Source organism: Nocardiopsis alkaliphila YIM 80379 (assembly GCF_000341005.1).
Classification (GTDB): Bacteria; Actinomycetota; Actinomycetes; order Streptosporangiales; family Streptosporangiaceae; genus Nocardiopsis; species Nocardiopsis alkaliphila.
This window is the reverse complement of sequence record NZ_ANBD01000108.1, coordinates 1-22,499: the sequence shown is the minus strand read 5'-3', so window position 1 is coordinate 22,499 and position 22,499 is coordinate 1. Positions and strand designations below refer to the sequence as shown.

Sequence of the window (22,499 nt, the reverse complement as noted above, 5' to 3'; positions counted from 1 at the left end):
CCCACCGATGATGGACCCATGCACACCCCCGACGATTGGCCCCGTCTGGTCGACCTGGTGGAGCGGGTCGTGAGCGAGGACGATCTGCTCACCTCCGTCGTGGCCTCGACCCGCACCACGGTCCGCGAAGTATCGACGCTGCCGGTCTCGGACATGACCGGACACACCCGGGCACTGCTCGCCGCCGCTACCCGAGCGGTGACGGCGCGACGCGTCCCCACCGAAGCCGAACTCTCCTTCGTCGCCGAACTCGCCGTGGTCCGGGCCGGACAGGGCGTACCGCTGGAAGCCGTGCTGGCCGCCATCCACGTGGCCGAGCGTGCCATCTGGACCCGGATCCGAGCCGCGGCCCGGGCAGAAGGGCTGGCCGCCGAACCCTTGTTGGACGCCCGCGAGCTCTACGACGACTGGGCCGACGCCGTCCGTTCACGGCTGTTGTCCGCCTACCGCAGCGCCTACACCGACCACCTCCGCGGTGCCGACACCACCGGCGCCTTGGTCCGCCGCCTACTGGAGGGAGGGTCGGCCGCGACCCTGGCCGCCGCCGAGGCCGGTCTGGCCTCGCGGCTGTGGATCTCGGTGAACCGACGGCGGCCCTCACCCGCCACCCCACCCTCGTTCCTGTTCGCCGAGGTCGATGGTCTGGACGTACACATCGGCGGCGGCCGGCCACGAGGACGAGTTCGTTACGCCATGGGGGTGGCGGGGCCGGCCGCGGCCAAGGACCTGGCCACCCAGCGCGATCTGGCCGTGGCCGCGCTGACCGCCGCCGAGGCCATCGGTCGAACCGGCATGGTGCACATCGCCGACATCGCCTCCTTGGCCGCCGTCGTGGAGCGCCCGGAAGTGGCGGCGGCACTGCTGGCCCGGTACCGCACGGCCCTGGAATCACTACGGCAGAACACCGAACCGGTCGCGCTGGCGGTCCGCACGTGGTTCGAGACGGACCGGGACGCCGAACGCGCCGCCGCGCGGCTGTTCGTCCATCCCAACACCGTGCGCAACCGCCTCCAACGGTTCACCGAGACGACCGGCATCGATCCCACCACCCCACTGGGCGCCGTGGACGCATGGCTGCTCTGCCGTACCTGGCTCGACCATCCCTGATCACGCACGCTTCCTTCCCCGCCGGGAGGGCAGTCGCCAACCGTCGACACAGCGCTCCACCAAACCGGCGGCGGCCAGCATGCCCAGGGAACGCATCACCCGTTCCAGCCCTTCCCCACTGCGCTGGGCCACCTCGGCCGTGCCCACCCCGGGCTCGTCCACCACCGCCAGTATCCGGGCAGTCTCCGGGGCCAGGTCGGCGTGAACCGCGACCGGTCCGGTGAATTCGGTGCTCTGGCCCAACGGCACCACCTGTTCGATCACGTCCTCGACCCCGGTGACGCAGCAGGCCCTCCCCTCCCGCAGGAGTCGGTGACAGCCCACCGAGGTCGCCGAGGTCACCGGCCCCGGCACCGCCATCAGGATCCGGTGCAGCTCGTTGGCGTGTGTGGCGGTGTTGAGGGCTCCGCTACGTCGTCCCGCCTCCACCACCACGGTTCCCGGGGTGAGCGCCGCGATGAGTCGGTTGCGGATCAAGAAATCCGGGGCACGCGGGGATCGGCCGATCGGGCGTTCGCTCACCAACGCTCCGTTCCGTGCCACCTGCGCGAACAACCCCGCGTGCCCACGTGGGTAGTCCACGTCCAGCCCACCGGCCAGCACCGCGACAGTCCTTCCGGTGAGCAAGGCTGAGCGGTGCGCGGCACCATCGATCCCGTAGGCACCGCCGGAGACCACACTGAAGGAACGCTCCGCCAGCCCGTAGGCGAGCTCGCGAGCCACGTGCTCCCCGTAAGGACTCGCGGCTCGTGCCCCCACGATCGCCACCGAACGCAGGCACAGATGACGCAGGTCGCCGTGGCCACGCACCCAGAGCCCGTAGCAATCGCGGCCCGTTGGAAGGGTGTCCAAACGCCCCGGCCATTCGGGGTCCCCAGGGGCGACGAAACGGACTCCCGCCTGGGCCGAATCCGCCAACAGCCCGTCGATGTCCACACCGGCGGCGCCCCGCGCCCAGGCCATCCAACGGGGCGGTGTCTGCCCCTTTCCGCCCGGTGGCGGCTCTCCTCGTACCAGCGCCGACCACACCTGGGCCGCCCCGTGTTCGGACAGGGCTTCGGCCAACCAGAGGTCACCAGGCCTGGCCACCGCCGTCAAACCGGCCCTGGCCCTGGCCTCCTCCTCGTCCCCGTTCACATCCGACTCCTTCCAGATCCCCCGGCCTCGGTGACCGGGTCGGATTCACCAGGCCCGACCGGACCACAGGGCGTAGGCATAGGCGATCTCCTCTTCTCCCGGGCGCTCGCGTCCGGCCAGATCGGCCAGGGTCCAGGCGACACGAAGGGCCCGATCCACACCTCGGGCGCTGATCTGGCCCCTGTCCATGGCCTGCCCGAGAAGCTTCAGGGACCGGGGCTCCACCGGAAAGTCCCGACGCAACCGTGCTCCCGGGATGGCCGCGTTGGTACTCCATGGGGTACTCGCCAAGCGATGGTGAGCCCGTTTCCTGGCTTGGACGACACGTTCGGCCACCACCTCGGAGGATTCGGCGAAGGCCCGATCGGCCAACAGTTCGGCACGGGAGACGGGTTGAAGTTCCACCTTGAGGTCCACCCGGTCCAGTAAGGGACCGGACAACCGGGAGAAGTAACGACGCCTCTCTCCCGCCGGACAGGTACACGAATCGCCCGGTTTGGCGCAGGGGCAGGGGTTGGCGGCCAGGACCAACTGGAAGCGAGCGGGAAAGGTGACGGTGGCGGCGGCCCGCGCGATGACCACCTCACCGCGTTCCAATGGTTCACGCAGGGAATCCAACACCCCACGGCCGAACTGGGGTGCCTCGTCCACGAAGAGGATGCCCCGATGCGCCTTGGACACCCATCCCGGCCTGGGGTTGCCGTTGCCGCCACCGATGATGGCGGCCCGGCTGGAGGTGTGATGCGGCGCGGCGAAGGGCGCCCTGGTGACCAGGGGCGCACCGGGAGGAAGCAGGCCCGCCACCGAGTGGATGGCGGTGCCCTCCAGCGCCTCGTCCCGGCTGAGCCGGGGCAACACCGTGGGTAGCCGTTCGGCCAGCAGACTCTTCCCTGTTCCGGGTGGACCCGACATCATCAGGTTGTGGCCACCCGCGGCGGCGATCTCCACCGCCCGCCGTGCCACCGGTTGCCCCAACACGTCGGCCAGGTCAGGCCCCCGGTCATCGACGTCGGGCGTGATGGCGGTGTCTTCCTCCGGCTCCGAAGGGGTCCGGCCACGGAGCCAGTCGCACAATCCCGCCAGGTCGGCGACGGCGGTGACCTCCACGTCGGGGACCAGACGGGCTTCTTTGGCGTTGCCCCCGGCCACCACGAACCGGGTGAACCCCTGGCGGGCCGCGGCCACCACGGCGGGCAGCACACCGCACACCGGGCGAGCCCGCCCGTCCAGGCCGAGTTCGGCGATGAGCACGGCGTCGGCGAGCCGCTCCACCGGCACCTCACCGGCGGCGGCCAGGACCGCCCCGGCGATGGCCAGGTCGAAGAGACTGCCCGACTTGGGCAGACTGGCGGGCGAGAGACTGATCGTGATCTGACCGCTGGGCCAGTTCTCGGAGCTGTTGACCACGGCAGCGCGAATACGGTCCCTGGCCTCGCGTAGTGCGGCGTCGGGCAGTCCTACCAGGGTGACTCCGGGGTCCCCACCACCCAGATGGACCTCCACCTCGACGATGTGCCCCTGGACTCCCAACAAGGTGACGCAATGGGTACGGGAAAGCGACATCAGCGCAGCCCCCGCTCATGGGCCAGGAGTACCCGGCCTCGATCGATCAGGACACACAGTCCATCGATCCGCATCGGGGTGGGCGGGTGGCGGTGCGCGTGGGCCCATGAACGGCCCAGTGTCCTCAGCCGACGCCGCTTGCGTACGGTGATGGCGTCCACCGGGTGCCCATACCGTAGGGACCCCCGGGTCTTGACCTCGACCACGACCAGGACCGGCCCTTCCCGGGCCACGATGTCGATCTCCCCGGTCCCGTCCGGAGCACGCCAATTACGAGCCAGGATCCACATCCCGACCCGTTCCAGATAACGTGCGGCGAGCGTCTCACCGCGCCGCCCCAACTCGCTTCGATACTCGGCCCACCGTTCCACGGCGACCACCTCCCGTTACCACGGTCGGTGATCGAGGGGACGCGCACCAGAGGGAGATTTTTCCTGTGGACAACTCCGGAGTCACCCCTGCGGAGCGCTCCCGTCTGCGGGGGGAAGTTCGAGGTCGGACTTGGTGATCTCCTCGACGTTGACGTCCTTGAACGTCACCACGCGTACGTTGCGGACGAACCTGGCCGGTCGATACATGTCCCAGACCCAGGCGTCCTCCATCACGACCTCGAAGTACATCTCTCCGTTGTCGGTGGAACGAGGCTGCAGGTCCACGTGGTTGGTGAGGTAGAAGCGTCGTTCGGTCTCCACCACGTAGCCGAAGAGGCCGACCACGTCGCGGTACTCCCGATAGAGCTGCAGCTCCATCTCGGACTCGTACTTCTCCAGGTCCTCAGAACTCATCCGTTTGCTCGCTTTCGTCGCCACACTCCGGCCGTGTCGTGCCGTCTCCAAGGTGGACACCACCACCATCCGACTTGTTCCCGTCGGGGTACGACAACGCGTTCGGGGAACGTCGATACGATCCGAGATCCATCATGCGTCACCGAACGCGTTTTCGCGCCCCGTCGAACGGAAATCCTTCGACGAATCGATCAGCGGACCTATTCGGAGTCCACTTCCTCGAAGGCCGGTGGGACGCTCAAGGATCCGGCCTGGTCGAAGGGCCAGATGATGACGAAGGCCCGGCCCACCACGTGGTCGATCGGTACGGTGCCGCCTCCCGGGTTGTTCTGGTTGGAGCGGGAGTCGTGCGAGATCGCCCGGTGGTCGCCCATCAGCCACAGTTGTCCCTCACCGACCTCGATCGGACCGAACTCGGTGTGGCTCTCGATGCTGCCCGGATACAGGTAGGCCTCTTCGTCCAAGGGTTCGCCGTTGACCAGCACACGGTTCTGTTCGTCGCAGCACTCCACCGTGTCACCGGGCAGTCCGATGACACGCTTGATGTACTCCTTGCCGCTGGGGGCCGCACCGAGCTGCTGCTGTACCCAGGTGAACGCGCCACTGATCGGGTTGGTGGGTTCGGGGATCTGTACGGTGTTGGGGTCGTCCCACGACCCGTCACCGTTGAAGACGATGACCTCACCACGCTCGATGTCGCGGATCTGGTAGACCACCTTGTTGACCAGGACCCGGTCCCCGACCAGCAGTGTGTTCTCCATCGAGGTGGAGGGGATGTAGAACGCCTGCATCAGCCAGGTCCTGATCACGAACGCCAGCACCAGCGCGATCACGATCAGGATGGGCAGTTCCTTCCAGAACGACCCCTTCTTGGCACTGCTCTGGGATTTACTCATCTCGGCGTCCGCCCTCTCCTTGGACTCCTGGCCCTGGGCACTCGAGACAGCACTGGCTCCCAGACGCTCATGCGTGGGGGAGCCAGTGTCGGAGCCGGGCTCCTGAGGGCCGGACCGGGCGGAATCCTCGTCCTGGACCCCGTCCGCGCCGAGGCCCTTTTCGTCTTTGTCCATCGGCCGAAAGCCTATCCTGCCGCCCAGGCGAGCGGCGCGGTTCCGGCCGGATGCTCAAGCCAAGGGCGGAACTACTTGGCGGCGGGCTCGCGGCGCTCGCGGATGCGGGCGGCCTTACCGCGCAGGTCGCGCAGGTAGTACAGCTTGGCGCGACGCACGCGACCGCGGGCGGCGACCTCGTACTTCTCGATGGCCGGGGTGTGGATCGGGAAGGTACGCTCCACGCCCACGCCGTAGCTCACCTTGCGGATGGTGAAGGTCTCGCGGTTGCCCGAGCCCTGGCGGCGGATGACAACGCCCTTGAAGACCTGGACACGGGTGCGGTTGCCCTCGGTCACGCGAACGTGGACGTTGAGGGTGTCACCCGGACGGAACTCGGGAACGTCGTTGCGAAGCTGAGCCTTCTCAAGCTCCTGAATGGCGGTGTGCATCTCGCGAATCCTCATCAATAGCGCGCCGCGTCCTGCTCTCCGGCTGATCCGGGGAGGGGTTCGCGGGCGAGGCCCTGTTGGGTCTGAACAGTGGAACCACTCGGTGACCGACACAGAGGCCGACGTCGTGCCGCCGGCATGCGGATGCCTAGGGGTCACCGAGGGGGAACCTCATCAGTCTGCCACATCCTGCGCGACTCCTCGAACCGTCTCGGGTGTGGCCTCGATGATCCCCACCTCAACCCTCGGTGGTCGAGCTCTCCTCGGCCAGGACCTCACGGTCACGTTCGTCCAGGGCCTGCTCGGGGGTCGCCTCCATCAGGTCGGGACGGTTGCGCGCGGTCTTACGCAATGCCTGGTCACGACGCCAGCGGTCCACGGCCCCGTGGTTACCGGACAGTAGCACCGGCGGAACCTCCTGGTCACGCCAGAGGGCCGGTTTGGTGTAGACCGGCCCTTCCACCAAGTACTCCATGCCACCGGAGGCGAAGGAGTCCTGAACATGGGACTCCCGGTTGCCCAACACTCCGGGCAGCAGCCGGGTGATCGCCTCCACCATGACCAGCGTGGCCGCCTCTCCCCCGTTGAGGACGTAGTCGCCGATGCTGACCTCCTCGACCGGCATACGCCCGGCCGCGTCCACCGCGACCCGCGAGTCGATGCCCTCGTAACGACCGCACCCGAAGACCAGGTGCTCCTCTTTTGCGAGCCGTTCGGCGTCGGCCTGGGTGAACGGTCTCCCACTGGGCGTGGGCAGGATCAGCCGCGCGGGACGGTCCGCGACGACCTCGTCGAGTGCCTCACCCCACGGTTCGGGCTTCATCACCATGCCGGGACCGCCCCCGTAGGGGGTGTCGTCGACGGTGTTGTGCCGGTCGTGGGTCCACGTGCGCAGATCGTGGACGCGCACGTGGAGCAGACCCGCGTTGCGCGCCTTGCCGATCAGGGATAGGTCCAAGGGGGCGAAGTAGTCGGGGAAGATGCTGATGATGTCGATGCGCACGGCGTACTCGTTCGGTCGGCGACCCTGGTGGTCGCGGTCAGTCGGTGCTCTGTAGGTCGAGCAGACCGGGTGGTGGGTCGAGTGTGATCCGTCCGGCGGCCACGTCCACGTCGGGGACCAGATCGGCGACGAACGGCACGAGGACCTCGTGGCCCTCCTCCGCGGTGATCACCAGAACGTCCTGGGCGTGGTGAAGGACGTCCTCGACGGTGCCCACGGTCCTGCCTTCGGTGGTGACCGCCCTCAGGCCGATCAACTCATGGTCGTGGAACTCGTCCGGATCGTCCAGGGGAGCGATGTCCGCGGAGTCCACCAGGAGTGTGGTCCCACGCAGTGCCTCGGCCGCGTCACGATCGGCCACCCCTTTGAAGCGGACGAGCAGCCTACCGCTGTGCCGCCGGGTCGAGGCGATGGTCAGCGGACCGACCGAAGCCGGGTCGGTGAGGAGAACCGCGCCCTCGCCGAAGCGGGCGTCGGGGTCATCGGTGCGCACGTCGACCGCGACGTCACCGCGGATACCGTGCGCGCGGCCGATCCGGCCCACCACGAGTCGCATGAGTGCTTTTCCTTCGATCGCTTCGAAAGCCCGAGGCTGCCTCCCCCGGAATGGGTCGTGTCCGGGCACGGCTCGGTACCCGGGCACGACTGCGGGGCGCCGACCGTCCGTGGTCGGCGCCCCGAGAGACGCGTCAGCGCACTTCGTGTAGGTCCAACAGGTCCACGCGCACGTAACGACCACCGGCGAGCGAGCCGATGACGGTCCGCAGCGCCTTGGCGGTACGGCCATTACGGCCGATCACCTTGCCCAGGTCGTCAGGGTGGACCCGCACCTCCAGAACCTTGCCCTTGCGGAGCCGTCTGGCTCGCACCTGGACGTCATCGGAGTTCGCGACGATCCCCTTCACGAGGTGCTCAAGCGCCTCTTCCAGCACGATCAGGCCTCGCCCTCGGACTTCTTCTCAGCCTCAGCGTTCTCGGTGCCGGTCTCGGCAGCCTTGTCCGCCTTCTTCTCGGCCTTCTCGGCCTTCTCGGCCTTCTTGTTGGCCTTCTTCTCCTGGCCCGGGAGCACGAGCTCCTTGAGCGCGGCCTGGAAGGCGGCCTCTTCGGCCTCCGGGTCCTTGGCCTCGGCGACCTGGAGCGGAGCCGGGGCCGCCAGGCCCTTGAACTTCTGCCAGTCACCGGTCTTGCGCAGGAGGACCTTCACCGCGTCGGAGGGCTGGGCGCCCACGGACAGCCAGTACTGGGCCCGCTCGGAGTCGATCTCGATGAGGCTCGGGTGCTCCTTGGGGTGGTACTTGCCGATCTCCTCGATCGCCTTGCCGTCACGCTTGCTGCGGGCGTCGGCGACGATGACACGGTACTGGGGCGCACGGATCTTACCCATACGCTTGAGCTTCAGTTTGACAGCCACTGGAGTGGTCTTCTCCCGAATAACGGTGTTAGGCGCCTGACGGCGGACCACGTGGGGTTGTGGAACCCGTCGAGGCAGGACGTGGGCGGAAGGCTAGTTAGAGGGCCGGCCCGCCGCCGTTAGTCGACTCCTCATTGTGCCAGACGCCGGCATGTTCCTTGGACAGGACACAGAACGAGCCCGGTCACATTCCCCGGGCCCGTTCGGCCGCCTATTCCTTCTTGCCCTTGCCGAGCTTGAAGTTCGACAGATCCGGCATGGCGGGACCACCAAGACCGGGCGGGAGGGTGGGCGAAGGACCGCTGCCCCCCAGCCCCGGAGGCAGCTGCGGCATCTGCTGCGGCTCCTCCTGGCGGCGCTGACGCTCAGCGGCGCGTTCGGCCTCCTGCTGACGGGCCTTCATCGGATTGCCGCTGCGCTGCTTGCCCTTCTTGGCCTTCTTCGGCTTCTTGGCCTTCTTGCCACCACCCATGCCCGGCATACCAGGCATACCAGGCATTCCGCCGCCGCTCTTCATCTTGCGCATCATCTTCTGCGCCTCGAAGAATCGAGTCACCAGACCGTTGACGTCACCGACCTGAGTGCCCGAACCGTTGGCGATGCGCAACCGGCGCGAACCGTTGATCATCTTGGGGTTGGTGCGCTCGGCCGGCGTCATCGACTGGATGATCGCCTGGATCCGGTCCAGGGACTTGTCGTCGATGCTGTCGATCTGCTCGCGCATCTGCCCCATGCCGGGCATCATCCCGAGCAGGTTGCCGATCGGGCCGAGCTTGCGGACCATCTTCATCTGCTCGAGGAAGTCGTTGAGCGTGAAGTCCTCGTCCGAGGCCATGGTCGAGGCCATCTTCTCGACCTCGGCCTCATCGAACGTGCGCTGCGCCTGTTCGATGAGCGTGAGGACGTCACCCATGTCCAGGATGCGCGAGGCCATCCGGTCCGGGTGGAAGAGATCGAAGTCCTCGAGCTTTTCACCCGTGGACGCGAACATGATCGGACGGCCGGTGATGTGCCTGATGGACAGGGCCGCACCACCACGGGCGTCACCGTCGAGCTTGGTGAGCGCCACCGCGTCGTAACCGACGCCGTCCAGGAACGCCTGGGCTGTGTTGACCGCGTCCTGACCGATCATCGCGTCGACGACGAAGACGATCTCGTCGGGCTCGACGGCGTCACGGATGTCCGCGGCCTGCTGCATCATCTCGGTGTCCACACCGAGACGACCGGCGGTGTCGATGATGACGATGTTGTGGTTGTTGCGCCGCGCGTGCTCGATGGACTCGCGAGCCACGTTCACCGGGTCACCGACACCGTTACCCGGTTCGGGAGCGAACACCGGGGTGCCCGCGCGCTCACCGACGACCTGGAGCTGAGTGACGGCGTTGGGGCGCTGAAGGTCCGCTGCGACCAACAGCGGGGTGTTGCGGTCGGCGGCGAGCCACTTGGCCAGCTTGCCCGCCAGGGTGGTCTTACCGGCACCCTGCAGACCCGCGAGCATGATCACGGTGGGCGCCGTCTTGGCGAACCGGATCTGCCGAGTCTGCCCACCGAGGATCTCGACCAGTTCCTCGTTGACGATCTTGATGACCTGCTGGGCGGGGTTGAGGGCTTTGGACACCTCTTCGCCGCGGGCGCGCTCCTTGATCCGCGCGATGAATTCGCGGACCACCGGCAGCGCGACGTCCGCCTCCAACAGCGCGAGACGGATCTCGCGCGCGGTCGCGTTGATGTCCTCCTCGGACAGGCGCCCCTTGCCGCGCAGCGAGGAGAAGACCGATGTCAGCCGGTCGGAAAGCGTCTCGAACACGAGTTCAGCCAGTCCTTCGTCTCGGAATCGGCTTCCTAGCCTACCCGCCCGTGTGCACCCCGACCGCACCCCGGGCGTCGAGGGTCACTGACCCCCTTCGTCCTCCTCGGTGCCTTCCCCGGCACCTTCTTCCTCGCCACCGGACAGCGTGGCCTCACGCTGCTCGGCCAGCGCGGCGAGCATCTCCTGCTGTTGGTCCCCGCTCAGCCCACGGGTGGACAGGATCGCGTCGGCGTCGACACTGTACTCCTCGGCGTCGGTGCTGGTGACGTCGTAGTCGACCCCGCAGGACAGCTCGAGGGTGCCACCGGCCTCCAGTGAACCCGACTCCGAGCACTCCTTGGTGCCGAGCTCCTCGTTGGTGAAGGTGACGTCCATACGGACCAGAACCGTGCCGCTGCCTTCGGTCCCGGCGTCGTGCACGGTACCGGACCAGGTGCAGCTGGGTCCCTCGTCACAGGTCATGCCGGCCTCACCCTGCCAGGCGACCTCGATCCGCACGTCACGGGAGTCGGTGAGCCCTTCCTCGACGACGGTGGTCAGCCCCGTGTAGAGCTCTTCCGCCCCCGTCTGGTCCACCTCCGCCAGGTCGAGACGGACCTGCGGACCGGTCTCGGCCCCCTCGGGAACGAGCTCTTCGATCGCGATGCGCACGATCTGACCGGTCTCGGCGTCGATCCACAGCTGGTTGCGCTCCCCGGCCAGACTGATCCGGTGCGTGCGCGTTCCGTCGAGGTTCTCCTCCACCGCCTGGTCGTCCTCCAACTCCATCCCACCGAGGATCTCGGCGAGCGCGGGCGGCGCCAGCGTGCTGGAGGGGTTCAGGCCCGCGTGCCGAGGGGAGGAGCGCACCCAATTACCCTCGAAGGCTCCGCTGTCGGGGCCGAAGACGCTCCGGTCCAGCCAGAACTCCTCTTGAGCACGCAGGAACAACTTGCTGTCCGCCGCGAGCACCTCGGCTTCGGCTCCATTGACCTGGAAGGTGCCGCGAGTCGCGCCCCCATCGGCGACGGTGAGGTCCGTCTCCTGCACGTCGGCGCCCACGGACGCGGCGATCTGGCCGGTGGCGGTCAGCGCCGGATAGTCGGCGAGGTCGGCCAAAGCCTCCTCGAGCAGGGGTGCCGCGTCTACCGTCTCGGTGGTCTCGGTGGCGGGTTCCTCCGCCTCCTCCTCACCTCCGAGGGAGCACCCGGCCAGGCCCAGCGCGGCGATCGTGCCCACCGCCGCGAGCGCCAAGCGCCCGCTCCTTCGGCCCCTGTTGCGAGTAACCGGCACCATCTTGCCTCCTGACCCCATCAGCATTGGGGTGCTGATACGAATCGGCGTGAAGTGAGTCATCGGGGAGGGCCCCGGCTCCTTGGCGGTCGCCCAACGCTCCCCGGCATGGGATGTGGGTACGTGTCCCGCCGGTCCCCACCGGCTCCGAGGGCGTTCCGGGGCGCCCGTCGGTGCCCGCTTCCCTGAGCGGGGTCGGGCCGTCGTACCGCTCCGAAAGAGTACCGAACGCCGACAGGGGTCATGTCCAACAAGTCCTCATGAATGAGTACATGTACCCGGCATGCTGGGGCAATGCTCTGCAGATGGGGTCCGAAGACGTGAACGGGGCCGATGGGGTGTCGCCCACCGGCCCCTGATCCACCTCACCGCGTCAACGGTTCCAGGTCCATCACCTCGACGCTGAGGCTAGGACCCGACCCGCGATGAGGTCGTCTCCTCACCCGGAGGCGTCGGCGAGGAGATCGCTTCTTCCTTCCCCTCGTCGAGTTCGTCGAAGGCGTAGGCCGATTCGGAGTGCAGCTCGTGGTCGAGGCCGTTGGTCTCGACCTCCTCCGGGATACGGAACCCGATGACGACGTCGATCACCTTGGCGATGATCCAGGTGAGGACGAAGGTGTAGAGCATGACGCCGAGGACCGAGATGGCCTGGGCCGCGAGGAGGCCGAAACCACCGCCGTAGAGCAGGCCGGCGTCACCGCCACCGGGGACCGCCGCCGAGGCGATGAAGCCGAGAGCCAGACAGCCGACGATCCCGCCGACCAGGTGGATACCGACCACGTCGAGGGCGTCGTCGTACTTGAACCGGAACTTCCAGCTGATGGCGTAGGCGCAGATGGCACCGGACAGGGCGCCGACGACGATCGCGCCGACCGGGGTGACGTTGGCGGCCGCCGGGGTGATCGCGACCAGACCGGCGATGGCGCCGGAGGCGAAGCCCAGGGCACTGACCTTGCCGTAGCGAAGACGTTCGACGAGCATCCAGGCGGCCGTGGCGGCGGCGGTGGCCACCTGGGTGTTGACCAAGGCCAAGGCGGCCTGTTCGTTGGCGGCGTAGGCGGAGCCGCCGTTGAAACCGAACCAGCCGAACCACAGTAGGGCGGCGCCCAACAGTACGAACGGCAGGTTGTGCGGACGCATCGACTCGGAGCCGAACCCCTTGCGGCGACCCAGGACCAGGACCAGGGCCAAGGCGGCGGCGCCGGCGTTGATGTGAACGGCGGTACCGCCGGCGAAGTCGATGACCTCGGGCAGGCCGGCCCACTCGTGCGTGCTCGCGATCCAGCCACCGCCCCAAACCCAGTGGGCGACGGGGAAGTAGACCAATAGTGCCCAGATCGGGGCGAAGAACAACCAGGCGCCGAACTTGGCCCGGTCGGCGATCGCACCACTGATCAGGGCCACGGTGATGACCGCGAACATCAGCTGGAATCCGGCGTCGACGAGCAGAGGATAACCGCCATCCCCATCGACCTCGGTGAGGATGCCGCCGAGTCCGACGTAGTCGAATCCGCCGATGAACGCCTCCAGGGCGCCGTACCCGGGAGCGTAGGTCAGTGAGTGGCCGATGAGCACCCACAGGACACTGACGATCGCGATGCTGCTGAAGCTCATCAGCATCATGTTGAGGACGCTCTTGGCTCGCGACATGCCTCCGTAGAAGAAGGCCAGCCCCGGAGTCATGAGCATCACCAGCGCGGCGCTCATCAGCAACCACGCGGTGTTGCCGGTGTCGATCATTTCGTCGCCTCCATGGAACGAACGGGGGAATCACCTGGTGGTGAAGGCGAAGGTCGGCGAGCGCTTCGTCGGGCCCGTTTCGGATCACCACGGCGACCACTCTCCGGCCAGGGTGTTTCTCGAGGTGATTCCTGGTGTTGCGCCCATGTAAAAGGGCACGCGGTGGTGTTAAGGGGATGTCAACCACCCGTGGTCGAAGCCACGGGCTCGCGAAACACGGAGGGGCGGGGCCTCCCCGGGCTCGGTGGACCAGGCCTGGCCCTCGGAGCCAGGGGAAGGAAGAAAAAGCGGCCGAGCGCCCCGTTTCCGAGGGCCCGGCCGCTTCGACCGTCGATTGTTCTCTGATCAGCCCAAGATCGCGTCCACGAAGACCTCGGGGTCGAAGGGAGCCAGATCGTCGGGGCCCTCGCCGAGCCCGACGAGCTTGACCGGAACACCCAGCTCACGCTGGACTTGGACGATGATGCCGCCCTTGGCGGTGCCGTCGAGCTTGGTCAGCGCGATGCCGGTCACGTTGACGACCTCCGCGAAGACGCGCGCCTGACGCAGACCGTTCTGGCCGGTGGTCGCGTCCAGTACGAGGAGGACCTCATCGACCTGGGTCTTCTTCTCCACCACACGCTTGACCTTGCCGAGCTCGTCCATGAGTCCGGCCTTGGTGTGCAAGCGTCCGGCGGTGTCGATGATGACGGTGTCGACACCGTCCGCCATACCGCGNCCCCCCCCCCCGCCATACCGCGTGCGACCGCGTCGAAGGCGACACTGGCGGGGTCGGCCCCCTCCTCCTTGCGCACCACCGGGGCGCCCACCCGCGAACCCCAGGTCTGGAGTTGTTCGCTCGCCGCGGCACGGAAGGTGTCGGCGGCGCCGAGTACGACGCTGCGTCCGTCACCGACCAGGACACGGGCGAGCTTGCCGGAGGTGGTGGTCTTTCCGGTGCCATTGACACCGACGATCATGATCACCGCCGGGCGGTCACCGTGCGGTTCGGTGCGCACCGAACGGTCGGTGTCGGCACCGAGCTGCTGGAGAAGTTCTTCGCGCAGCAGGGTGCGTACCTCTTCGGTGTTGCGGGTGCCGAGCACCTTGACCCGGGTGCGCAGGTTCTCGACGATCTGAGTGGCCGAGGTCACTCCGATGTCGGCGGTGATCAGAGTGTCCTCGATTTCCTCCCAGGCGTCCTCGTCGAGGTTCTTGGCGGAGAGCAGGTTGAGCAGGCCTTGGCCCAAAGAGCTCTGGGAGCGGGCGAGGCGGGCACGCAGACGGACCATGCGTCCGGCCGACGGGGGCGGGGTCTCGACCTCGGGAGCCGCGGGCTCCGCCGGCGTCTCGGGTTCGACCTCCTCCACCGGAGGGGCCTGGGCGGGAGGCGTGCGTACCGCCCCCTCGTCCCGTTCCCGGTCCTCTTCGGGGGGCGCGGTCCTGGGCGGCGGGGCGACCTCGGGTCTGGTCTCCTCCTTGCCCGGCGTAACCGAGCGTCGGGTCCTGACCAGGTAGAACCCGCTGACCGCCAGGAGGGCGACGACAACGATGATGCTTACGAGCAAGGTGATGTCCATAGCGTGGAACAGTCTCCCAGAGTGCTCCACGCGTTCGCATCACACCACGGTGGTGTGCCGGGTTCGTTCAGGTGCCCCGGTGACGTGTCGTACGCAGAATGAGGATGAAAAAGGGCGCGCCGAGGAAGGCGGTGACCACACCGATGGGCAACTCGGCGGGGGAGACGATGGTGCGCGCCACGATGTCGACCAGGACCAGGAAGGCACCGCCGGCCAGCACCGTCATCGGCAGGATCGCCCGATAGTCGGAACCCACCAGGCGGCGCACGATGTGCGGAACCACGATGCCGACGAATCCGATGAGGCCGCTCACCGACACCGCCGCCGCGGTGGCCAGGGAGGCCGCGGCGATGACCACCATCCGCACCATGGCGGGGCTCAGCCCCAGGCTGACCGCCTTGTCGTCGCCCAGGGCGAGCATGTCCAGCAGGTGACCGCACAGCAAGAGCACGACCAGGCCCACCACGGCGTAGGGGGCGATGAGCCGCAGGTCGTCCCAGCCGCCCCGCCCCAGACCGCCCAGCAACCAGGCGTAGATGCGCTGAAGCTGGTCGACGCCCATCTGTTGGACGAGGGTCTGGGCCGCGGAGAGGAAGGAGGAGACGGCCACCCCGGCCAGGACCAGAGCGGCCGTACCTCCGCCTCCGGCCGTGGAGCCGAGGAGGTAGGCGGTGGCCACGCCCAGGAGAGCTCCGATGAAGGCCGCCAAGGGGACCAGCGCTCTCGGGTCGGGGGCGAGGTCTGGACCGAACACCATGATCAGGGTGGCGCCGAGCCCGGCTCCAGCGGCCGCGCCGAGGAGGTAGGGGTCGGCCAAGGGGTTGCGGAAGACTCCCTGGTAGGCGCCACCGGCGGTGGCCAGGAGGGCGCCGACCACCGCGCCCATCACCACCCGGGGCAGGCGCAGTTCCATGAGCAGCGCCTGCTNCCCGCCTGCCGTTCGGTCAGGGATGTTTCGACCCCGCCGAACGGCAGCAGGCTGAGCATGTGCCGGAGGATGTCGATCCAGGTCAGGGAGGCCGCCCCGGCGGAGATGCCGAAAAGCGCGGCCGCGCACAGCGCCACGGCCCCGATCGGCAACCAGCCGTACCGGGTCGCGAAACCCTTCACTTGCCTCGCCCCTCCGTGCTCACCGGCCGGACCTACCGGCCGGCGCTCTCCTTGACGGCCTCGCCGACCAGTTCGGCGAAGTCGACCACGCGCGGACCCCAGCGGGAAGCGATGTCGGCGTCGAGCAGGTGGACGGCGTCGTTCTCGACGGCGGCCACCGTGTCGAACGCGGGACGCTCGGCGATGGCCTCGATCGTGGACTCATCGCCATAGGAGACGAAGATCAGGTCCGGGTTCTCCTCGACCACGAACTCCGTGGACAGCTGCGGATAGCCACCGCTCTCGCCGTCGGCGGCCTGGTCGGCGATGTTCCTCAGTCCGAAGGCGTCGTAGATCTGGCCCACGAAGGTGGCCGAGGTAGCGGAGAACAGGGTCTCGTCCAGCTCCTGGTAGAAGGTGAGCACGGTATCACCCAGTTCGGCACAGGCGGCCTCGACGACCTCGTTGAACTCGGTCTCGATCCGGTCGGCCTCGGTGTCGGCCTCCTCGGTGTTGCCGGTGACCTCACCGAGTAGGCGGGTCTGAGCGTAGACGTCCTCCAGGTCGGTGGCGCCGGGTAGCACGAGGGTGGGGATGTCGACCGCGACGAGCTGCTCGGCGGTGTCGATGGCACTGTCGGAGAGGATGACCAGGTCCGGGTCGTACTCGCTGATGGCCTCGACGTTGGGGATGAACCCGCTCAGATCCGTGGTGGGGGCCTCTTCCGGGTGGTCGGAGAACTCGTCGACCGCTTCGACCTGGTCTCCGGCTCCGATCGCGAAGAGGCTTTCGGTGTTGCTGGGCGAGAGCGAGACGATGCGTTCGGGGGCCTCTTCCACGGTGACCTCCCCGAGGGCGTCGGTGACGGTGACCGGGAAGGTGCCGTCACCGATGGGGGCACGGTCCGCGGGCGCCTCGGGGGCGCCGCAATCGGCGGAGGCCGTCTCGGTGGTGGCCTCCTCCGCGTCTTCGGGCTCTGAGGCATCGGTACCGCAGGCGGTGAGGGCCAGGGTGAGGCCCAGGAACGCGACGGGAAGTCGGCGGGTGATCCGCACGGTGCTCCTTCGAGAACGTACGGGGAGGAGCACGGCCCCGTAGGGACGGCCGGTCCTTCCCACGAGGACTGGTGACGTCGGCGTCGATGAGGCGACCTGGCTCGTCCCCGTATGACGGGGCTCCACAGTTGCGGGACAGCGCCGGGTTGGCGGCCGAATATGGCCGTGTACCGGACTTCGCTCGTTCGACACCGGTCGTGCCGTCGGGTGGGACGACACGACCCCTTCACTGTACTGGTCGGCGCCCCGGGGCCGACCAGGAGGGTGAAACCTGCCGCGACCTGCGCATCCTTCGTTCCGGACGAAATCCTTCGGTGAAACGGCCCACTTTCATCGACCGAATTCCACCGACCGCTTTCGAGGTGTATGTCGCTAGAAGTGGTCTTTCATCCGGTTTACTTACCTCTGCGGCCCCAGATGGGACACCAGACACTTCGTTCCACCATGTGGCCATATTGAGTCTGAATGAACATTGACACCCAACGTCGCACACAGCAATGATCTCGTTGCCATGCGCGCCGATTATCCGAATATGGACACTTAGCGGCGTATCCCCCCGTGTGTGTACTCCATGCTCGGCGGATCGCCCTTCCCCCTCCGTCCTGAGGCGCGCACGAGAAGGGATGTGTTGACAAGGTGGTACCCCACCGCTCACGCTTGGCCTCACTCGCCGGGTTGACACTCATGGCCGCTCTGGTCGCGGCCGCCCCCGCCGGTGCGGACGAGGAACGGGGCCTGGCTCCTTTGCACCCCGCTCCCACCGCAGGGAACGGTGAACTCACCCATCAGGTGCAGGATCTTTGGTTCATCGAATTGGAGAGTCCGCCCACCACCGAGGGCACCTCCTCCAAGCGCATCGACGACGAACACACCGAGTTCCACGCCGAAGCCGAGGAACACGGACTCGAATACTCCGAGCGCCTCTCCTTCAGCGAACTGTGGAACGGCATCTCCGTGGAAATGGAGGACGACCAGGTCAGTTCGGCCCGGGAGATCCCCGGTGTGGCCGCCATTCATCCGGTCATGCGCTACGACATCCCGGAGTTGAACGACAACGAGCCCGAAATGGACACGGCGCTGGGCATGACCGGTGCCGACGTCGCCCAGAGCGAGCTCGGCCTGACCGGTGCGGGCCTGCGCGTGGCCATCATGGACACCGGTGTCGACTACACCCACCCGGATCTAGGCGGACCCGGCGATTTCCCCACCGAACGCGTGGTGGCCGGATACGACTTCGTGGGCGATGACTTCAACGCCGGCGACCCGGACAACGCCGTGCCGGTCCCGGGCGATGACCCGCAGGACTGCAACGGCCATGGCACGCACGTCGCCGGCATCGTCGGCGCCGAGGGCGAAGTCACCGGTGTGGCTCCCGACGTCGTCTTCGGTGCCTACAAGGTCTTCGGCTGCACCGGTTCCACCACCGCCGACATCATGATCGCCGCCATGGAGCGGGCCCTGGCCGATGACATGGACGTGCTCAACATGAGCATCGGTTCGGCCCATTCCTGGCCGCAGTACCCGACCGCCATCGCCTCCGACAACCTGGTCGACCAGGGCATGGTCGTGGTCGCCTCCATCGGAAACTCCGGTGACACCGGCCTGTACTCGGCGGGCGCCCCCGGCCTGGGCGAGAACGTCATCGGTGTGGCCGCCTACGACAACACCCACATCCGCTCGGCGGCCGCCGAGGTCACCCAGAGCGGGGAGACCGTCGCCTACATGGAGATGGGCGAGGCCACGGAGCCGCCCACGTCCGGGGAGACCGACGAACTCGTGCACATCGGCCGAGGTTGCCTGGCCGCGGGCGACGAACTCGAGGGCGACCCCGAGGGCAAGACCGCGTTGATGGTCCGTGGTGAGTGCACCTTCGCCGAGAAGTACGACGCCGCCATCGACGCCGGTGCCACCGGTGTGGTGATGTACAACAACGTGCCCGGCATGTTCGCCGGAGGCGGCATCGTCGACCGGGGCGCCTTCTCCATCGGTATCTCCGACGTCTCCGGAGCGCACCTCCTGGAGCTCTTGGAGGACGGCCAGAGCGTCACCCTCACCTGGACCGACGAAGAGGCCACGATCCCCAACCCGACCGGCGGGATGATCAGTAGCTTCAGCTCCTACGGCCTTTCCCCCGACCTGAGCCTGAAGCCGGACATCGGCGCCCCGGGTGGTCTGATCAACTCCACCTATCCGATGGCCCGTGGCGGCTACGCCACCGTGAGCGGAACCTCCGTGGCGGCTACGCCACCGTGAGCGGAACCTCGATGTCCTCCCCGCACGTGGCCGGTGGTGTCGCCACCCTGTTGGAGGCCCGTCCGGACCTGGACGCCCACCAGGTGCGCGACGTTCTTCAGAACTCGGCCGACCCGACCCTGTGGTGGGGCAACCCGGACCTGGGCGAACTGGACAACGTGCACCGTCAGGGCGCCGGAATGCTCGACATCCCCGGCTCCGTACTGGCCACCACCGCCGTCTCCCCCGGCAAGCTGTCCCTGGGCGCCACCTCGGGTCCGGTGACCGAGACCGTCACCATCACCAACGACGGTGACGCCGAGACCACCTATGAGATCTCCCACGCGCCGGCCCTGGGCACCCACGGCAACACCTTCACGCCGAGCTTCAACGACGCCTTCGCCGAAGCCTCCTTCAGCCAGACCAAGGTGACCGTGGGTGCCGGACGGTCCGCCTCCGTGGACGTGACCATCACCCCGCCGGCCGATGAGCTGAGCCAGATGATCTACGGCGGTTATGTCGAGATCGCCGAGATCGGGGGCGAGGACACCACCTACCGTGTGCCCTACGCCGCCTACAACGGCGACTACCAGGCGATCGACGCGATGACCCCGATCACCGACGGGGACGGCGAGACGCACGAACTGCCGTGGCTGACCAAGATGACCGAGTGCGAGGCCTTCTTCGGCTTGGACTGCGCCGGTAACGGCGGCAGTTACGAGAACCAGCCGGGCGGCGCCGCCTACACCCTCGACTGGGTGGACGGTCTGCCCGACGTGCCGTACGTGATCGCGCACTTCGATCACCACGTCACCAAGCTGGAGATGACCGTGATCAACGAGCGCACCGGTCGCCCGGTGCACCCGGACCGCAATATCGCGGTGTCGGTGGACCACGTCAATCGCAACGCCACCCCCACGGCGTTCTTCGCCTACCCGTGGGACGGCACCGTGACCGACTCCCACGGTCGGACCACCGAGGTGCGTGACGGTTCCTACCGCCTGGAAGCCCGGGCCCTGAAGGCCCTCGGCGACCCGGACAACCCGGACCACTGGGAGAGCTGGACCTCCCCGGTCATCACCATCGACCGCGGCTGATCCCTGACAGGGGCATCACCGAACGATGACGAGGGCCGCTCTTTCGAGGGCGGCCCTCGGTCGTGGCGACGAACGGCTTTCGGCCACCGTGGTGGAGGTGAGGGCGATCGGGGCGAGGCCCCCGGAGGCCCCACCCGCTTCGCACCCGCGCGTACAGCGTGATTCGGGGAGAAGGTTCCGTTCTCTCACTTGGGGGTCCGGCTATCACCTCACTCGGTCAAGCGCCTACCCCAGGGCCGTTCAGGCCGGCCGTTCAAGCTTTTGACTGATCACCTGGGAGATACCGTCACCCTGCATGGTGACGCCGTACAGCGCGTCGGCCGCCTCCATCGTGCGCTTTTGGTGGGTGATCACGATGAGTTGAGAGGAGGCCCGCAACTCCTCGAAGATCACCAGCAGACGCTGCAGGTTGGTGTCGTCCAAGGCCGCCTCGACCTCGTCCATCACGTAGAACGGTGAGGGTCGCGCCTTGAAGATCGCCGCGAGGAACGCCACCGCGGTCAGCGAACGCTCACCACCGGACAGCAGCGACAACCGTTTGACCTTCTTGCCGGGCGGTCTGGCCTCCACCTCGATACCGGTGGTCAACATGTCCTCGGGCGAGGTCAGCACCAACTTGCCCTCACCTCCGGGGAAGAGCCGGCCGAAGATCGCCGCGAACTCTCGTTCCACGTCCAGGTAGGCGGAGGAGAACACCTCTTGGACCCGAGCGTCGACCTCGGCGACGATGTCCATCAAGTCGCGCCGGGTCTTCTTCAGATCCTCCAACTGCGCGTTGAGGAAGGCGTGCCGTTCCTCCAACGCCGCGAACTCCTCCAATGCCAGCGGGTTGATCTTGCCCAGCTGGTTGAGCTGACGTTCGGCGGTCTTGAGCCGCTTGGCCTGCACCTCACGCACGTACGGAAGCGGGACGGCGTCCTCACCGGCGTCCGCGGGTGGCGGCACCGGGACCCGGGGACCATATTCGGCGATGAGCGTAGGCACGTCCACGCCCAATTCCTCCATCGCCTTGGTCTCCAACTGCTCCAGGCGCAACCGTCGTTCGGCCCGGGCCACCTCACCACTGTGCGCGGAGCTGGTGAGCTTCTCCATCTCCACGGACAGCTCCCGGACACGGGCGCGCACCGTCTTGAGCTCGCCGTCGCGGGCCTCCCGTTCGGCCTCGGCGGTGGCGCGTTCGGCCTCGGCCGCACTCAGCGAGACCGCGATCCGTTCCAGGGCCGATCGAGCGCTCTCGGCGACGGCCTGGGCGACGGTGGCCTGCGCGGCCCGGGTGCGTCGACGCTCTCTCTCGCGTTCGAGGGCCCGACGTTCCTCGGCGGCCTGAGCGAGTAGCGCCTCGGCCTTGCCCGCGATGGAACGCGCACGTTCCTCGGCGGTGCGTACGGCCAGGCGACGCTCCATCTCGGTGGCGCGGGCCTTCGAGGCCAGGGCGGCCAACTCGTCCCGGTGATCGGCGTCGGGTGCCTCCTCCTCCACCGCGGTGGCGATCTCCTCGGCCTCGGCCAGCTCCAACTCCATCCGCTCGAGCTTGGTGGCGTCCTCATCGCGCACGGCGGCGGCCTTGGCCGCGGCGACCGCGTAACGTTCGGACTCGGCCTCGGCGGAGCGGGCTTGACCACCGAGTTTGCCCAACCGTTGGGCGGCCTCGTTGCGTTTTCGGTCGCTCTGCCGGCGTCGGGTGGTGAGTTCCTCGGTGGCGCGGGCGAGCTCGGCGCGCTCACGTTTGGCTGCGTCCAACTCGGCCGCCACCCGCTTGGCGGCCTCGGTGGCGATCTCCAGACGTTCGGCGGCCTCGTCGACCGCGGCCTGTACCTCCAACAGGCTGGGTGCGGCGGCGGTACCACCGTGCACCATGGCGGAGGTGAACACGTCGCCATCGGGGGTGACCGCGCGTACCTCGGGCAACGTGGTCACCAGGGCCAGGGCCTCGCGCGTGCTCGGGGCCAGGACCATCCGATCGAGCAGGGCCGTGACGGCGTCGCTCAAGTCGTCTGAGGTGGTGACGGCGTCGGCGGCATAACGCGATCCCCGAGGAAGCACGGGCCAGGTGGAACGGGGCGCGGCGGGCAGCGCGCGAGCGACCACGATGCCGGCGCGCCCGGCGTCGGCGGACTTGAGCAGTTCCAGAGCGGCCA

Annotated in this window: 16 protein-coding genes and 3 pseudogenes; 2 read left to right on the top strand and 17 right to left on the bottom strand. The window is 67.9% G+C overall.

What is annotated here, in order from left to right:
- Nucleotides 1–18 precede the first annotated feature (18 nt).
- Entirely contained in the window at nt 19–1,107 is a 1,089-nt protein-coding gene (locus tag D472_RS0115690) for a helix-turn-helix domain-containing protein (protein ID WP_026117735.1), read from the top strand.
- On the opposite strand, the gene dprA is transcribed toward D472_RS0115690, so the two are convergent.
- The 16 genes and pseudogenes from dprA to D472_RS0115605 all read right to left on the bottom strand — a co-directional run bounded on the left by dprA (nt 1,108) and on the right by D472_RS0115605 (nt 17,032).
- Nucleotides 1,108–2,244, bottom strand: coding sequence for a DNA-processing protein DprA (gene dprA / locus D472_RS0115685; protein WP_017605425.1), 1,137 nt, complete (start codon nt 2,242–2,244; stop codon nt 1,108–1,110).
- 45 nt (nt 2,245–2,289) lie between these two features.
- Nucleotides 2,290–3,807, bottom strand: coding sequence for a YifB family Mg chelatase-like AAA ATPase (locus D472_RS0115680; protein ID WP_017605424.1), 1,518 nt, complete (start codon nt 3,805–3,807; stop codon nt 2,290–2,292).
- Entirely contained in the window at nt 3,807–4,178 is a 372-nt protein-coding gene (locus tag D472_RS0115675) for a YraN family protein (protein WP_017605423.1), read from the bottom strand. Before D472_RS0115675 ends, D472_RS0115680 begins: the two co-directional genes overlap by 1 nt.
- An 81-nt stretch (nt 4,179–4,259) precedes the next feature.
- On the bottom strand, nt 4,260–4,592 hold the full coding sequence (locus tag D472_RS0115670; protein ID WP_026117734.1) for a DUF2469 domain-containing protein: 333 nt from the start codon (nt 4,590–4,592) through the stop codon (nt 4,260–4,262).
- A 200-nt stretch (nt 4,593–4,792) separates the two neighbouring features.
- Entirely contained in the window at nt 4,793–5,662 is an 870-nt protein-coding gene (lepB, locus tag D472_RS0115665; RefSeq protein ID WP_017605421.1) for a signal peptidase I, read from the bottom strand.
- A gap of 71 nt (nt 5,663–5,733) precedes the next feature.
- Nucleotides 5,734–6,093 carry a 50S ribosomal protein L19 gene (gene rplS / locus D472_RS0115660; protein ID WP_017605420.1) on the bottom strand — a complete coding sequence of 120 codons (360 nt, stop codon included), beginning with the start codon at nt 6,091–6,093 and terminating at the stop codon, nt 5,734–5,736.
- 238 nt (nt 6,094–6,331) lie between these two features.
- Nucleotides 6,332–7,096 (bottom strand): tRNA (guanosine(37)-N1)-methyltransferase TrmD, encoded by a 765-nt coding sequence (gene trmD, locus D472_RS0115655; RefSeq protein ID WP_017605419.1) that lies wholly within the window; start codon nt 7,094–7,096, stop codon nt 6,332–6,334.
- A 37-nt stretch (nt 7,097–7,133) separates the two neighbouring features.
- The gene (gene rimM, locus D472_RS0115650; protein WP_017605418.1) at nt 7,134–7,652 is read right to left on the bottom strand and encodes a ribosome maturation factor RimM; all 519 of its coding nucleotides are present in this window, start codon (nt 7,650–7,652) and stop codon (nt 7,134–7,136) included.
- A 133-nt stretch (nt 7,653–7,785) separates the two neighbouring features.
- Nucleotides 7,786–8,028 carry an RNA-binding protein gene (locus D472_RS0115645; RefSeq protein WP_017598215.1) on the bottom strand — a complete coding sequence of 81 codons (243 nt, stop codon included), beginning with the start codon at nt 8,026–8,028 and terminating at the stop codon, nt 7,786–7,788.
- Nucleotides 8,029–8,030: 2 nt separating this feature from the next.
- A complete protein-coding gene (rpsP, locus tag D472_RS0115640; protein WP_017605417.1) occupies nt 8,031–8,507 on the bottom strand; it encodes a 30S ribosomal protein S16 in 477 nt (158 codons plus the stop codon).
- Nucleotides 8,508–8,718: 211 nt separating this feature from the next.
- Complete coding sequence (ffh, locus tag D472_RS0115635) at nt 8,719–10,314, bottom strand: signal recognition particle protein (protein ID WP_017605416.1); 1,596 nt, start codon at nt 10,312–10,314, stop codon at nt 8,719–8,721.
- Nucleotides 10,315–10,398: 84 nt separating this feature from the next.
- Entirely contained in the window at nt 10,399–11,592 is a 1,194-nt protein-coding gene (locus D472_RS0115630) for a hypothetical protein (protein WP_026117733.1), read from the bottom strand.
- Nucleotides 11,593–11,997: 405 nt separating this feature from the next.
- Nucleotides 11,998–13,329, bottom strand: coding sequence for an ammonium transporter (locus tag D472_RS0115625; RefSeq protein ID WP_017605414.1), 1,332 nt, complete (start codon nt 13,327–13,329; stop codon nt 11,998–12,000).
- A 345-nt stretch (nt 13,330–13,674) separates the two neighbouring features.
- Nucleotides 13,675–14,888: pseudogene (gene ftsY / locus D472_RS26815) on the bottom strand (signal recognition particle-docking protein FtsY).
- Nucleotides 14,889–14,955: 67 nt separating this feature from the next.
- Nucleotides 14,956–15,998 (bottom strand): annotated as a pseudogene (locus D472_RS26810) (FecCD family ABC transporter permease).
- Nucleotides 15,999–16,030: 32 nt separating this feature from the next.
- Nucleotides 16,031–17,032: an ABC transporter substrate-binding protein gene (locus tag D472_RS0115605; protein WP_017605410.1), complete on the bottom strand. Its 1,002-nt coding sequence runs from the start codon at nt 17,030–17,032 to the stop codon at nt 16,031–16,033.
- A 636-nt stretch (nt 17,033–17,668) separates the two neighbouring features.
- On the opposite strand from D472_RS0115605, the pseudogene D472_RS29320 reads away from it, so the two are divergent.
- A pseudogene (locus tag D472_RS29320) lies at nt 17,669–20,361 on the top strand (S8 family serine peptidase).
- A gap of 240 nt (nt 20,362–20,601) precedes the next feature.
- Here D472_RS29320 and D472_RS0115595 read toward each other — a convergent pair.
- The coding region (locus tag D472_RS0115595) for an AAA family ATPase (RefSeq protein WP_017605409.1) at nt 20,602–22,499 on the bottom strand (1,898 nt) is incomplete at its 5' end.